Genomic DNA, 12,735 nt, shown 5'->3' with positions numbered 1-12,735 from the left:
TTTGGCAAAGGAGGCAAACGATGCAGGACCTGCAACCAGATCACCGTTTCAACGGCGTTGACACTCGGCTCAACGAAGATCTCCGTTTGTCGGCGCTGGACGAGCTCGATCTTCTTGATACGCCCCGCGAGGAAGCTTTTGACCGAATAGCGCGGCTGATCCGCTACACATTCAAGGTTCCGGTTGCGCTCATTTCCTTGATGGATGCGCATCGGCAATGGCACAAGGCATGCATCGGGCTGGAAGCGGGCGAAGCCGAGCGCAAGGATACGTTCTGCCGCTATCCCGTTGCGAGCGGCGAGCCGCTCGTGATTCCGGACGCGCGGCTGGACCCTCGTGTTGCGGACAATCCGCATGTCACCGGGCCATCCGGCATCCGCTTTTATGCAGGTATTCCCCTGAAGGTCGGATCAGGCGAGGTTGTCGGCACGCTCTGCGCCATCGATTTCGCGCCGCGCGAATTCTCAGAGGAAGACCTCGCAGCGCTCCAGGACCTCGCGGCTATCACCATGCGCGAAATTGAGCTGCGGCAGGTGGCAGGCACCGATGCCCTGACGGACCTTCTTTCGCGCCGCGCCTTCAAGGAACGGGCGCTGAGCGCCGCGAAGCTGGCGACGCGCCACAAACAGGCGCTGTCATGCCTGGCAATCGACATCGACCACTTCAAGCAGATCAACGACACGCATGGTCATGCCGCGGGCGACGCGGTCTTGAAGGCGGTTGCCACCGCCAGCAGCCGGGCGCTGCGAACAACCGACCTGATCGGCCGCCTCGGCGGCGAGGAATTTGCAGCTCTCCTGCCCTCGACGGACCGGCGAGGCGCCCTTGAGGCCGCTGAAAAACTGCGCCGGGCCGTCCAGGGCGTTCGGGTTGAGTTGGGCAATGTTGCCATACGGGCAACCGCGAGCGTCGGCGTTGCGTCGCTCGATCCCTTTTCCGGGGACTTCGATTTGCTGTTGGCTCATGCCGACGAAGCCATGTACGGCGCCAAGCGGGCCGGACGGAATCGCACGGTGGTTTGGCAGGGTGCTCAAACAGAAAGAAGGCGTGTCCTGAAAGCGGGGCGCATCGTTTTCAACAATCGCCACTCGACGATCGACTGCACCATCCGCATGTTGGGTGAGGACGGCGCCGGCATCGATGTCTGGAACTCCCATGATGTCCCGGACCGGTTCACCTTGACGATCGGCTCCCAGGGGAGCGACCGCGAGTGCAAGGTCACGTCGAGAGCCGACAAGCATATCGAGGTCGACTTCGTCTAGGGCGCGCGGGGCGGCTCCAGCGGAGGTAGCGGACTGGCGGGCAAAGCGACGAAGACCCGCGACAGCCGCGACAGAACCAACGTCTTTACCTGTATGTCTTGATCCAAGGCCTATAAGAGATCTTCAATGCGAGGCGCTGCCGCCGCCGTGGCAAGCGCAAACCTTCCTCTGGGTAAACAGGAGCCGAATGGTGACAGAGTTCGCCGGCAGTTGCCGTCAAGGGCGGCGAAACACGGAGTACGATCGCCGCGGCGCGCCCTCTTCAGGATCTTTCCTGGCGAGTTCAAAGCCGTGACCGAGGAGCGGCAAACGCTGCCGACGGAGGCCCCGCGATCTTCCATTCACCTCCTCCTGATCGGCACAGCGATCGTGATTGGCTGCCTGCTCTTGTGGCAGCTTTCGAACCTCCTGCTTCTGATCTTCGGTGCAGTTCTGTTTGCCGTGCTCCTTCGGGCTCTTTCAGGACTGATCGAAGAGAAAACACCGCTCGGCGACAAAGGAGCGTTGGCCGTCGCAGGTCTGGTCGTCCTTCTGCTCGTCGGCGGCTTCGCCTTTCTCCTCGGCAATCAAGTGCAAGCCCAGATCGAGGACCTCGCCGGACGTTTGCCCGGCCTGATCGACAGGATCGGCGACCGGCTTGGCGTGGAAAATGCCCAGAGTTGGGTCATGAACAAGGTTCGAGACGTGATTGCCGACAGCAGCATCGTGGCGGACCTGGCTGGCTACTCCTCCTCCTTGGCCGGCATTCTGGGCAACACGCTGCTGGTGCTGACAGCGGGCGTTTATCTCGCGATCTCACCAGCGCTGTACCGAAACGGCGTCCTCAAGCTGTTCCCGGCCAAGCCGCGTGAGCAAGCCTCCGAGACAGTAAGTGCTGTCGGCGGGGCGCTGAAGCTGTGGTTGGTTGGCCAACTCGCGGCCATGGTGTTGGTCGGGTTCCTGACGGGCCTCGGTTTGTGGCTCCTCGGCATCCCGTCCGCCCTGACATTAGGACTGGCGGCCGGGCTCTTGGAGTTCGTTCCGTTCATCGGTCCAATCCTCAGCGCCGCCCCAGCCATAGCGATCGGCTTGGCCGAGGGACCTTCCACGGCCATGTGGGTCGCCGGCCTGTACATTGCCATCCAGCAGGTCGAGGGCAATCTCATCACGCCCCTTATTCAGAAACGGGCAGTGGATCTGCCCCCGGCCTTGACGATCTTTGCGATCGTCGCCTTCGGCATCCTGTTCGGCACGCTCGGCGTTCTTTTTGCCACTCCCCTTTGTGTGGTGCTCTTCGTGGTCGTGAAGAAGGTCTGGTTGCGAGACACCTTGCACGAAGACACGGATGTGCCCGGACAAGAGGACGCAGAACAAGCGACCTAGACGGATTGCGCCAGCCAACGCGTCCGCTTCCGGGCGTGCGTGTTCTGCCCTTGCCGTCTGAGAGCATTCCGCAGTCGCGGACGGAACCTGGAACAGGTGTGCGCGCTCGGGGTTACGCAGGCATGATCTATCTGCCCTTGCTTTTTGCGTGCGCTCTCGCCGCCATTCACCTGTTCATCCGCAAATTGCATTTTCTGGATGTGGTACCCCGGAGCCGCTGGCTTTCGGCAGCGGGCGGGGTCGCCGTCGCTTACGTCTTCCTGCACATCCTTCCGGAGCTGAGCAAGCACCAGGAAACCTTCGCGGAACAGCTTGGCGTCGGCGAAGGGACCGCCGAATCCTGGGTTTACCTTGTTTCTCTGGTTGGACTGGCCGCCTTTTACGGGCTGGAGCGCGCTGCCAAGATCTCTCGCGGACGTTCGCGCAGCGAGGGGGGCGAAGATGCCGTGGAAGCCGACATCTTCTGGCTCCATATCGGCTCTTTCGGCCTCTACAATGGCTTGATCGGCTATCTGCTGGTGCATCGCGAAGAGCCTGGGCTTTGGCCACTGGTTATCTTCTTCGTCGCGATGGCGCTGCATTTCGTTACCAACGATTATGGCCTGCGCGAAGACCATAAGACGCGCTACGACAGGTTCGGACGCTGGATCCTGGCCTTAAGCGTCGTTGCCGGCTGGGCGCTCGGGGCGGCCACCGAAATTTCGGAGCTGGTGATCGGCTTCCTTTTCGCCTTTCTGGCCGGTGGCGTGGTCCTCAACGTCCTCAAGGAAGAACTGCCCAAAGAGCGGCAAAGCCGCTTTCTGCCGTTCGCGCTGGGGCTCGGCGGCTATGCAGCCGTGCTTCTCTTGATCTGACGGCTGCGGCTCGGGCTAGGTTCAGGATCCCCCCTCGGAACACAGCATTTCGATCCTGGATCTCGGTTGCGGGGTTCAGGAAGGGGAATGGAAGCGGAAAAGCCGCGTGCCGTCAGCTGGATCCGTGATGATGCTGGCACGGACGCCGAACACAGCCGTGACCCTTTCCACCGACAAGACATCTTCCGGTTTACCCAACGCGACGAGGCGCCCGCCCGCCATGACGCCGACCCGATCGCAAGAAAGCGCCTGGTTGAGGTCGTGCAGGGCGATCACCGCCGTCACCGGAAGGCTTGAAACAAGCTGCAGGATGGACAGCTGATGCTGGATGTCGAGGTGGTTGGTTGGCTCGTCGAGCAGCAGGATTTCGGGCCGTTGTGCCAGCGAGCGCGCAAGATGCGCGCGCTGGCGTTCGCCCCCCGACAAGGTTGCCCATTGCCGCTTTTCGAAGCCCGTCATGTCCGTGTCGCGAAGGGCGTCGGCAACAATGCGATCATCCTCGGGGGACCAAGGCTGCAACGGACCCAGCCAGGGCGTGCGGCCGAGTTCCACCGCATCCCGCACCGTGATTGCTTCGGTTGTTTCGGCCTGTTGTTCGAGAAAGGCGATGATCTGCGCGACCTTGCGGCGCGGCATGGAAGCGATGTCGCGGCCCTGCAGGCTGACCGCGCCCCTCGTCGGCTGACGGATGCCCCCAAGCAGCTTCAGGAGGGTTGATTTGCCGGACCCGTTCGGGCCGATCAGCCCCAGCGTTTCGCCCTCGTTGATGGCAAGATCGACACCCGACACGATTGCCTTGCCGCGCACGCTCCAGCCGAGGTCTTTCGTGCGAAGGATCATCGGGTCCGTCGCCCGCGAAGCAGAATCAAGGCGAAGATGGGCGCTCCTACCAGCGCGGTGATGACGCCGATCGGCAACACCTGCCCGGGGATGATGGTTCGCGACAACACATCGGCCGCAATCAGAAACACAGCGCCGATGATGGCCGTGGCCGGTCCAAGGCGGCCGTGCCGTACGCCAACAAGAAAGCGCGCGGCATGGGGGATCACCAGCCCGACGAAGCCGATCGAACCGACGATGCTGACCATGACTGCGGTCACCAGGGCCGTCACCCCGATCAGGACGACCTGCGTGGTGCGCACTGGAATTCCCAGCGCTGCCGCCTGGTCCGCCCCGAAAGCAAAAGCATCCAGTGCGCGCGCATACCAGATGGTGGCAAGCAGTCCGAGCAGCGCTATGGGCACGGCAAGCCATACATCCGGCCAACGGGCACCGCTCAGATTCCCCAGGAGCCAGAACATGATGCCGCGGGCCTGCTCGGCATTAGCCGATTTGGTGATGATAAAGGACGTCAGGGCATTGAAGAGCTGCGAGCCGGCGATACCCGCCAGCACAATCTGGCCAGTGCCCTGCAGGGACACGCCGCCTCCCGCCGCTTTCGCCAGTCCGGCAACCAGAAGAAAGGCGAGCAAGGCGCCGATAAAGGCCCCGAGAGACATGGACACCGCTCCGGCGCCGAGACCGGCGATCGTCACCGTCACGGCTCCGGTGGAAGCTCCGGCGGAGATGCCGAGAAGGTAAGGGTCGGCAAGCGCATTGCGGAGCAGCGACTGCAACACCACCCCGGATATCGCCAGTCCCGTGCCGCAGCAGGCGGCAACAATGGCGCGCGGCAAGCGGTAGTTCCAGATGATGCCCGTGTCGATCGGATCAAGCGGGTAGCCGGCGCCCAACAGCTTGTTGGCAAGCACCTGCGCCACCGTGGTCAGCGGGATGGGCGTTTCGCCGATGCAGGTGCCCGCAACAACAGCTGCCAGCAGGACAACGAAGCCAAGAGCCCCCCGACCGAGTCGGGAGGCGTAAACGTTCGGGCGATGAACCGCCACGACCGTCACTTGGCCGAGCCAGCCTTCTCGAGCGCCTCCGCCAGGACCTCGATGCCATCGATTGTGCGCATCGTGGCATCCATGGCATGACCGTCCATGACCACGATCCGGTTGTTCTTGACCGCATCCATCTGGCTTGCCACCGGATCGTTCTTCAGGAACTGGAGCTTCATTTCGACATCATCGGCCGGGTAGCGGCGACGTTCCATACGGGCAACCACGATAAAGGTCGGGTTTGCCTTGGCGATGGTTTCCCAGCCGACAACCGGCCATTCCTCATCGGATTCGACCACGTTCTTGATGCCGAGCTTGTCCATCATGTAGGCGGGTCCGCCCTTCCGACCGGCCACATACGGATCGATGTTCATTTCGGCGCTGGAGAACCAGAACACCGCGGACGTGTCCTCACGCTTGGCTGCCTTGGCTCGTTCAATTGCCGCTGCTTCGCGCTTTTGGAGGTCGGCAACCAACGCGTCCCCCTTGTCCTTGACGTCAAAGATTTCCGCCAGTTCACGCACGCCCTGATGGATGGTGGCCGTCGAAAACAAGGCGCTGCGCGTCCCGTCACGACCAACCGTATTGTCCTTTTCGACGCAATCGGCCGGCAGGGCATAGGTCGGGATGCCCATTTCGTGGAACTGAGCGCGCGTGCCGACGATGCCTTCCGGCCCGATGTGCCAAAGAAACTGGATGGCCACCAGTTCTGGACGCTTGTTGACGACGCTTTCGAAGCTTGGATCGTTATCCGCGAGGCGTTCGACCCTTTCGTTGATCGCCTTGAACTCTGGCTTGACGCTCGTGAACCAAACGGACGTGCCTTTCACCTTCTCGCCAAGGCCGAGCGAATAAAGAATCTCCGTCGCCGCCTGGCCTACGGTGACGGCTGAAGCAGGCGCCTTGTCGAAGATCAGCGTTTCGCCGCAGTTCTGCAGCGTGAGAGGGTATTTGGTTGGTTCGGCCTGCGCTGCTGGTGCCAGCAGCGCGAAGGCGGCGGCCGCAAGGGCCAGGCGTGTGGTCGTCGTCATTCGATCCATCCCCGATCGGTTGTTCACCGGCTCGGCTTGTTCTGGACAGGCGACAATGAGAAATACGGAACGCTTCTAACGCCCCTCCAGCTGCACTTGACGTGTGGCTTCATCGACAACCTCCCCGGACAACCCCGCCCGGCGTTTTCAGTTCAGTTGTCGGTAGGTCTCCTGACTGACGGATCGACGCTCGTTCCGGCCTTCCCGGGCGAACCCAGTGGCATGATCAGAACGAACTCACCGCCTACAGTTGCGGGGGCAGTTTCGGTTCACGGGCAAGCCCGTGGCGAATTCCCTGTTATTTCCTTGCGGAAACCGACAGCCCTCCCCGTAGCGGGTACGACCCACGGAGGCAAGTAGCCAAGGCAACCCCTAAAACCTTGATCGGTCTAACCAGCCGAAGCCAAGGGCAGCGCATCGGGAGGTATCGACGCTTCAACCGGGCCGTCCTGATCCTCTTTAGCGGAAGCGCTCTGTCCGTCCACTTCGGACAGTTTCGCTGCCAGTTCCATGCGCGAAAACGGCTTGATCAGTCGAGGAAAGTTCAGGTCGAGACCGGTTCCTTGCGCGTAGCCCGATATGATCAGGATCCGGAGATCCGGATGCGTGACCCGCACCGTTCGAGCAAGCTCGGTCCCGGACATGCCGGGCATGAGGTGATCCGTCACCAGGAAGCGGGGTTGAAGACCGCTGTTTAGGCGCGACAGCGCGTCCTCCGCCGACACTGCTTCGTGAACCTCAAACCCCAGGTCCTGCAGCATATCGGCCGTTGATGCCCGTGCGAGATCCTCGTCGTCAACCAGAAGAGCGACCGCTTCCCTCTTCTTGAGGACTGCACCATGGCCCTCCGTCGGCGCAAGCTCTTCGGCTGCAGCGCTTTGGGGGAGCCAGATTTCGATGGTCGTACCGCGGCCCTGCTCGCTGTGGATCCTGAGAACGCCGCCAAGTTGTGCCGCAAGTCCATGAGCCATCGATAGCCCCAGCCCTGTGCCCTGACCGACGCCTTTCGTGGTGAAGAAGGGCTCCACTGCGCGCCTGCGCGTCGCTTCATCCATTCCAACGCCGCTGTCGGCCACCGAAACGCAGAGATAGGAGCCCGGCTGCAGTTGGTCTGCCGTTTCAAAGGCAACGGTCTGCGCCGACACAGAAACGCGCAATGTGCCCCCGTCGGGCATTGCGTCGCGCGCGTTCACACAAAGGTTGAGAAGCGCCATTTCGAGCTGGTTGGGATCTGCCACCGCGGGAGGGAGATCGTCCGGAGCGTCCATGAGGACACGGATCTGGGGCCCGCTCGTGCTGGAAATCAGCCCTGCCATTTCCGTGACCAGACGGCCCAGGTTGACCGGAACCGGTTGAAGCGGCTGCCGACGCGCAAAAGACAGCAACCGCTGCACGAGGATCTTGGATCGTTCCGCAGCCTGAGCTGCCCCCTTGATCAAACGCTGGTCCCGCTCGTCGCCCACGCCTTTTCTCGTGAGCCTGTCCAGCGCTCCGATGATCGGCGTAAGCAGATTGTTGAAATCGTGAGCGACCCCGCCTGTCAGTTGCCCAATTGCTTCCATCTTCTGGGATTGGCGAAGCGCTTCTTCTGCCACGACCTGACGGGTGACATTTCGGCTCGAGCCAAACAGGCGTGTGACTTCGCCCTTGTCGTTGCACAACGGAACCAAAGTGGTGTCCCAGTGCTGCGGCTCACCCGAGGTCTCGAACGTGTCGCGGAAGTGATAGACTTCTCGCGTTTGGACCGCGCGACAATAGGTGTCCAGGATCCGCTCGGCGTCTGCTGCGGGCAAGAGGCTGTCAATCCGCTTCCCGCGGACTTCCTCGAGCTTGAAGCCGACGCCCTGTTCGTGGGCGGGGTTGATTTCCTCCACAACGAAGCCGCCGTCGGGTGCAACCCCGATCACGAACAAAGGATCGGGCGAGCTCTCGAAATAGGCGCGGTACAACGCATCCGCCGCACGCCGTGCTTCTTCGGCTTGCCGCAAGGCAACGGTTCGCGCCTCCACCCGGGCTTCGAGCGTGGCGTTGAGTTCCCGCAATTGCTCCTCGACCAGCGCGCGCTCGATGACGAGCCGGATCCGTTCGGCGATCTCTTCCAGGAAGCGAATTTCCTCCTGGTGCCAGGTTCGCGGCGCAGTATCGCTCAGATAGATGATGGTCCGCGATCCGTCCGGCCGGTCAAACGGAACGGCTACGACCGATCGGATTTCGGTGGTGCCACCCTTCTGCAGAGGCGGAACGGCCTCGCGCAGGTTCATTCCTGCGGGTTCTTGAGCAACGATCGTGCCGGCGCCCGCGAGCGCTTGCGCAAAAACGGATCCAAAGACGGTCGCGGGAAAGCGTCCGAGCAACGGGGGAACGGATCCGTCGGTCCAGCACACCTCGAAATCCAGACTGTTTTCGGCGGAACAGTGCTGTCCGTAACCGACGCGAGAAACGGCGAAATGTTTCCCCAGTAGCGACGCGATCTGGTTGAGAGCCTCCTTGGTTTCCCGCTGACGCAGCACGTCCGCCACATCCAGGCGCAAGGCAATCCGTGCTTCCCGCTTTGCATAAGCGGCAAACGAACGTTCCACGCGAGCGGCGCCCAAGGCAAGCAGCAGGATAAGCGCAGTGAGCCCGCTGATTGCGATCGCCAGATAGGTTTGTGAAAGGCTCGCAAGTCCATCCGCTGTGTGATGGGACGAGGCACGGGTAAAAATGGCCGCCCGCATTCCAGCGTAGTGCATTCCAGCGATGGCGGAGCCCATCACCGCCGCCGCAGCGATGCGGTGGCTGGTTCGATGATCCAGCGCCGCCAACCATACGGCAGCGGTTGCCGCCCCGACCGCTATGAAAACGGAAATCCCAAGCCAGACCGGCTCGTAGCTCAAGGTGGCATCCATACTCATGGCTGCCATGCCCACGTAGTGCATTGTCACGACGCCGAAACCGATCAGGAGCCCTGCGCCGGCCACCGTGCCTAGAGAGCTGCCACGCCAGTTCATGAGCGCGAACCCGGCTCCGGTGAAGGAAAGCGCCAGCCCCAGCGACAGCAGCGTCAGGCCCGGATCATAAGCCATGGCCATGTCGGGCATGCTGAAGGCGAGCATGGCCACGAAGTGCATCGACCAGATGCCACCTCCCATCGCGAGGGAAGCAGTTGCCAGCCAGGCAAGACGCATCCGACCGCCGGACGCACGAGCGCGGCTTGCAAGACTTAGAGCGGTGTACGACGCGAAGACCGCGATAAAGATCGACAGGAACACGAGAACACTGTCGTGACTGCCGGTCATGATCATTGTGGAAACGAGCTACTTTCTAGATTTTCGAGAAACCGGAACTCGCAGGCATATGCGCTGCGTGAGCACGCGAAGCGCCTGACCAGCCAACTTGTTCTGGAGCGTGAAAGCGCCAGATGTCAAATGCTGCCCAAGGCGGAAAATCGTCACCAGCGTCCGGCTGGCTCCTTTGGTGCCAATCGTTTCCCCGGGTAGGGTATCTGCAATGTCGTGCGGAATGCCGCACCGGAGCCAGCTAAAGCAGACGGTCCCGCCGCCGACACGCTGCAGGTCGGCATAGTCAAACAGCTCATGGATCGGTGTCCCCGTGCCGCTGCGGTGTCAGCTTGCGCGGCACCACGATCTTCCAGTTAGCTGATCCTTGACAAGGGGACCATCGGACTTCCGTCCGGCGGGGCTAAGACCAAGGTCTTAAGCGGGTGAGGCGAATGTTCTGCACCTGCAGCGTGAGGACGCACCAGAATGATCAGGCCGCGCCGGCACCGCCGTCAGCACACGCGGCCGTCCGTCCGAGCCGACCTTATCCAGAATAGAGCAGGTCCCAACGGATTCTGCGAAGGGAGGCCCTGCCCTGCGGGTGTAGCTTTTTACCAGTTCGCCACCGTATGCTTCGCCAGGCGGTCTGAAGCCATCTTGCCGTGGCGGTGGATGAACCGGAACTAGGGGCGCTGGGCTGACGCAAGCAGGGGCTGGTGGCCGAGCAAAATATGCAGGTAGAAGAGGCGGGCTCGTATGGAGCCGGGCATCTGAGGACATCAATCTTGCGCAGGACTTCAACGGCTCTCGCGATGGCGGCGATGACGACAGTTGCTCTCGCCGAACCTTTGCAGAGTGCAACGGACTTCGTGCGAGCCCTCTACATGAGCGAACCCATCTACAATCCAGGCTTTGACGAACCCTTTGAAGAGCGACTTACCGGGCCCGCATTGGCTGCCGTGGAGAAGAACGAAGATGATGCGGCCGCTTCCGAAGGCGTCGGGTGCATCGACTTCATGCTTTCGCTGAATGCACAGGACGCCGATGAAGCGACGGTGCGACGGACCCTGGAAGTGGACGAGGTCAGCTCGGAAACGGATGGACGCATTTCCGTCGAAGCCACCTTCATCGGCTTCGAGTTCGAAGGCATTCCCGCCGATCAGCAGACGCAGACCGTCATCCGCTACGATCTTCTGGCGATGGATGATGGCTGGCGCATCGCTGACATCAGCGGCAAGGCTGTCGGGGATGACGAATTCGGCTGGCGCCTTTCCGAGCTTTGCCAGTAGCCAACGTTCCCGGCTCGGTACTCTCGGGCGGTCAGAAAACGTTCAGCATTGGTTGCAGGATCACGGCGAAGATGCCGATCACCAGCAACACGACCATTACCCCGAGAAGTGTTCCGATCTTCTCAGCGGTGCCGTCGCCAGGCTGTCCAAACATCATTGCCGGTCTCCATTCTTTTTGTCCTGCGCAAGCTAAGCACAGGCTTAGCTGAGCCGAAAGCTTGCCGATGAAGTCTTCCCTGCGGGATGGTTGGACTGGGAGCAGTTAAAACCTGAAGATCGTGGAGCTCATGCGGGCTCCGTAAGCCCGAATGCCGGCAGTTCGATCGCCTCCAGCCTGCCGAGCGCCTCGTCGCGCTTGCGGATGATGTCGGCTCGATCCCGCTCAGCGTCAGCCTTGCCCAGGCCCGCGTCCGAAATCAGCCAAAGATGCTCGGTTAGAGCCGCTCGCTGTTCCGGCAGCTGGATATGCTCGGCCAAGCGGTGGATCGCTTCCAGGAGATGCAAGACGATGGCGGGATGAACGGCGCCGCTTTGGCGGATCTGGTTGAAAGCCTCATCGAAAACGGCGTGGTAGCTGGTATCTTGCCCAACCACCCGCAATGTGTGCTGGCTGTCGAAGCGGGCTGTCGGCTTGATCTCTTTTCTCATCAAGTGAGAAAGCGATCCGCGGAGGTGATCGATCACCACCGTTGCCGTTCTCGGATCGTTGATCCCGGGTGACAAGGCGCGCAAGGCCACGTCAACAAGATACCGGATCAAGAACTCGATATCCTGGGTGGGCGTCCGACGGGCACCGATCTCAACGGCGCTCTGAATTGCTTCTTCCACCTCGGCATCGAGCGCCGAGGCGGGGCTTACCTCGGCCAGCCAACCCTCACGGCACATGAAGCCACCCGCCTTGACGAGAACGCGGATCTTCATACCTCCGTCGCTGGCTAACTCACAAAGGCGGCCGTAGTCGACCGCCTGGACGTAACCTTCGTTGACGGAGCGCAGGATCCGCGGGGCTCCCTCATGCGCGAGCTTTGCCGGGGATCGCGGGCGGGGCCTATGCTTAAGCGGCGGAAGCCGGTTCAGCTCCTGTTCCAGTTCGGCTGCTACACGGCGGATCACGTCATCTGCGACCATGGAACGGGCAATCGCATGCATGAACAGAAGCAGCGTCAACACGCAAAGGAGCCCCAGCAAAAGGCTCAGCGTCACGGCGACATGAGGGACTTCCTCGGCGGGAAGGTCCTTGTAGACGGTGCGAAGAACAAGAAGGCAGTACACGATGGTCATAACGAAGATGCCGAGGGACAACTGCGTCTTGAAATCGGCCATGTAAGTCCGGACCAATCGGGAGCCGAACTGCGCAGCCGCCAGCGAAAGCACGACCATCGTGATGGAGAACATCACGCTGGCCATGGTGATCAGTGCGCCGACCAGCGTTGAAACCAGGTTCCGGGCATCGTCACCGCTTCCGGAATGAAGCCACCAGAGCGACAGGGCAACATCGTTGTGGATCAGCGAATCCGCCCAGAACGCCACTTCTCTCAGGATGACAGCAAGAACCAACATCACCGCTGGGACAGGCCAGATGCTGGTTCGAAGAACTTCGAAAAGAATTCCCCGCCGATACCGCAAGCTTCGGCGCAGGCCGTCACCCTGCGAAGGACCCTGTTTTATGAGACTGGGCAAAGGCTGTCTGGCTCCCCTGTTTTGCGCTCGATACCTCGCTCGCCAGCCAACCCGATGCCTTGACAACTTGTTCCGGTTCATCGCTCCTGAAGGTGGCTCACGACCGATTGGACCAGC

Annotated in this window: 10 protein-coding genes and 1 riboswitch; of the genes, 4 read left to right on the top strand and 6 right to left on the bottom strand. The window is 61.6% G+C overall.

The window, feature by feature from the left end; genetic code table 11:
- The first annotated feature begins 20 nt into the window (after window positions 1-20).
- From J5Y06_RS08425 to J5Y06_RS08415, 3 genes are all read left to right on the top strand, one after another.
- The gene (locus tag J5Y06_RS08425; RefSeq protein ID WP_209334695.1) at window positions 21-1,262 is read left to right on the top strand and encodes a sensor domain-containing diguanylate cyclase; all 1,242 of its coding nucleotides are present in this window, start codon (window positions 21-23) and stop codon (window positions 1,260-1,262) included.
- A 291-nt stretch (window positions 1,263-1,553) separates the two neighbouring features.
- Window positions 1,554-2,624, top strand: coding sequence for an AI-2E family transporter (locus J5Y06_RS08420; protein ID WP_342453393.1), 1,071 nt, complete (start codon window positions 1,554-1,556; stop codon window positions 2,622-2,624).
- A 122-nt stretch (window positions 2,625-2,746) separates the two neighbouring features.
- Window positions 2,747-3,478, top strand: a complete 732-nt coding sequence (locus tag J5Y06_RS08415; RefSeq protein ID WP_209334693.1) for a hypothetical protein — start codon at window positions 2,747-2,749, stop codon at window positions 3,476-3,478.
- Between the two features lie 75 nt (window positions 3,479-3,553).
- Here J5Y06_RS08415 and J5Y06_RS08410 read toward each other — a convergent pair whose 3' ends face one another.
- The 4 genes from J5Y06_RS08410 to J5Y06_RS08395 form a co-directional block, all read right to left on the bottom strand.
- The gene (locus J5Y06_RS08410) at window positions 3,554-4,318 is read right to left on the bottom strand and encodes an ABC transporter ATP-binding protein (RefSeq protein WP_209334692.1); all 765 of its coding nucleotides are present in this window, start codon (window positions 4,316-4,318) and stop codon (window positions 3,554-3,556) included.
- Entirely contained in the window at window positions 4,315-5,373 is a 1,059-nt protein-coding gene (locus J5Y06_RS08405; RefSeq protein ID WP_209334691.1) for a FecCD family ABC transporter permease, read from the bottom strand. Before J5Y06_RS08405 ends, J5Y06_RS08410 begins: the two co-directional genes overlap by 4 nt.
- Window positions 5,370-6,389 carry an ABC transporter substrate-binding protein gene (locus tag J5Y06_RS08400; RefSeq protein WP_245247704.1) on the bottom strand — a complete coding sequence of 340 codons (1,020 nt, stop codon included), beginning with the start codon at window positions 6,387-6,389 and terminating at the stop codon, window positions 5,370-5,372. The genes J5Y06_RS08405 and J5Y06_RS08400 overlap by 4 nt, the downstream gene beginning before the upstream one ends.
- A gap of 144 nt (window positions 6,390-6,533) precedes the next feature.
- Window positions 6,534-6,724: riboswitch (cobalamin riboswitch) on the bottom strand.
- 54 nt (window positions 6,725-6,778) lie between these two features.
- Window positions 6,779-9,667: an MHYT domain-containing protein gene (locus J5Y06_RS08395; RefSeq protein ID WP_209334689.1), complete on the bottom strand. Its 2,889-nt coding sequence runs from the start codon at window positions 9,665-9,667 to the stop codon at window positions 6,779-6,781.
- Window positions 9,668-10,470: 803 nt separating this feature from the next.
- Here J5Y06_RS08395 and J5Y06_RS08390 point away from each other — a divergent pair.
- The gene (locus tag J5Y06_RS08390; RefSeq protein ID WP_209334688.1) at window positions 10,471-10,938 is read left to right on the top strand and encodes a hypothetical protein; all 468 of its coding nucleotides are present in this window, start codon (window positions 10,471-10,473) and stop codon (window positions 10,936-10,938) included.
- A gap of 31 nt (window positions 10,939-10,969) precedes the next feature.
- On the opposite strand, the gene J5Y06_RS23280 is transcribed toward J5Y06_RS08390, so the two are convergent.
- The gene (locus tag J5Y06_RS23280) at window positions 10,970-11,095 is read right to left on the bottom strand and encodes a hypothetical protein (RefSeq protein WP_280819019.1); all 126 of its coding nucleotides are present in this window, start codon (window positions 11,093-11,095) and stop codon (window positions 10,970-10,972) included.
- A 128-nt stretch (window positions 11,096-11,223) separates the two neighbouring features.
- The gene (locus J5Y06_RS08385) at window positions 11,224-12,699 is read right to left on the bottom strand and encodes a DUF2254 domain-containing protein (protein WP_280819018.1); all 1,476 of its coding nucleotides are present in this window, start codon (window positions 12,697-12,699) and stop codon (window positions 11,224-11,226) included.
- Between the last annotated feature and the right edge of the window lie 36 nt (window positions 12,700-12,735).

Origin of the sequence: Tianweitania sediminis (assembly GCF_017813335.1) — a bacterium.
GTDB classification, from domain to species: Bacteria; Pseudomonadota; Alphaproteobacteria; order Rhizobiales; family Rhizobiaceae; genus Tianweitania; species Tianweitania sediminis.
The sequence above is the reverse complement of the archived record's forward strand: the minus strand, read 5'-3'. Positions and strand labels throughout refer to the sequence as shown.

Bases quoted from the DNA above. Each gene is read 5' to 3' on its own strand.
- J5Y06_RS08425 (WP_209334695.1), top strand. From the start codon at position 21: ATGCAGGACCTGCAACCAGATCACCGTTTCAACGGCGTTGACACTCGG.
- J5Y06_RS08415 (WP_209334693.1), top strand. From the start codon at position 2,747: ATGATCTATCTGCCCTTGCTTTTTGCGTGCGCTCTCGCCGCCATTCAC.
- J5Y06_RS08410 (WP_209334692.1), bottom strand. From the start codon at position 4,318: ATGATCCTTCGCACGAAAGACCTCGGCTGGAGCGTGCGCGGCAAGGCA.
- J5Y06_RS08400 (WP_245247704.1), bottom strand. From the start codon at position 6,389: ATGACGACGACCACACGCCTGGCCCTTGCGGCCGCCGCCTTCGCGCTG.
- J5Y06_RS08395 (WP_209334689.1), bottom strand. From the start codon at position 9,667: ATGACCGGCAGTCACGACAGTGTTCTCGTGTTCCTGTCGATCTTTATC.
- J5Y06_RS08390 (WP_209334688.1), top strand. From the start codon at position 10,471: ATGACGACAGTTGCTCTCGCCGAACCTTTGCAGAGTGCAACGGACTTC.
- J5Y06_RS23280 (WP_280819019.1), bottom strand. From the start codon at position 11,095: ATGATGTTTGGACAGCCTGGCGACGGCACCGCTGAGAAGATCGGAACA.
- J5Y06_RS08385 (WP_280819018.1), bottom strand. From the start codon at position 12,699: ATGAACCGGAACAAGTTGTCAAGGCATCGGGTTGGCTGGCGAGCGAGG.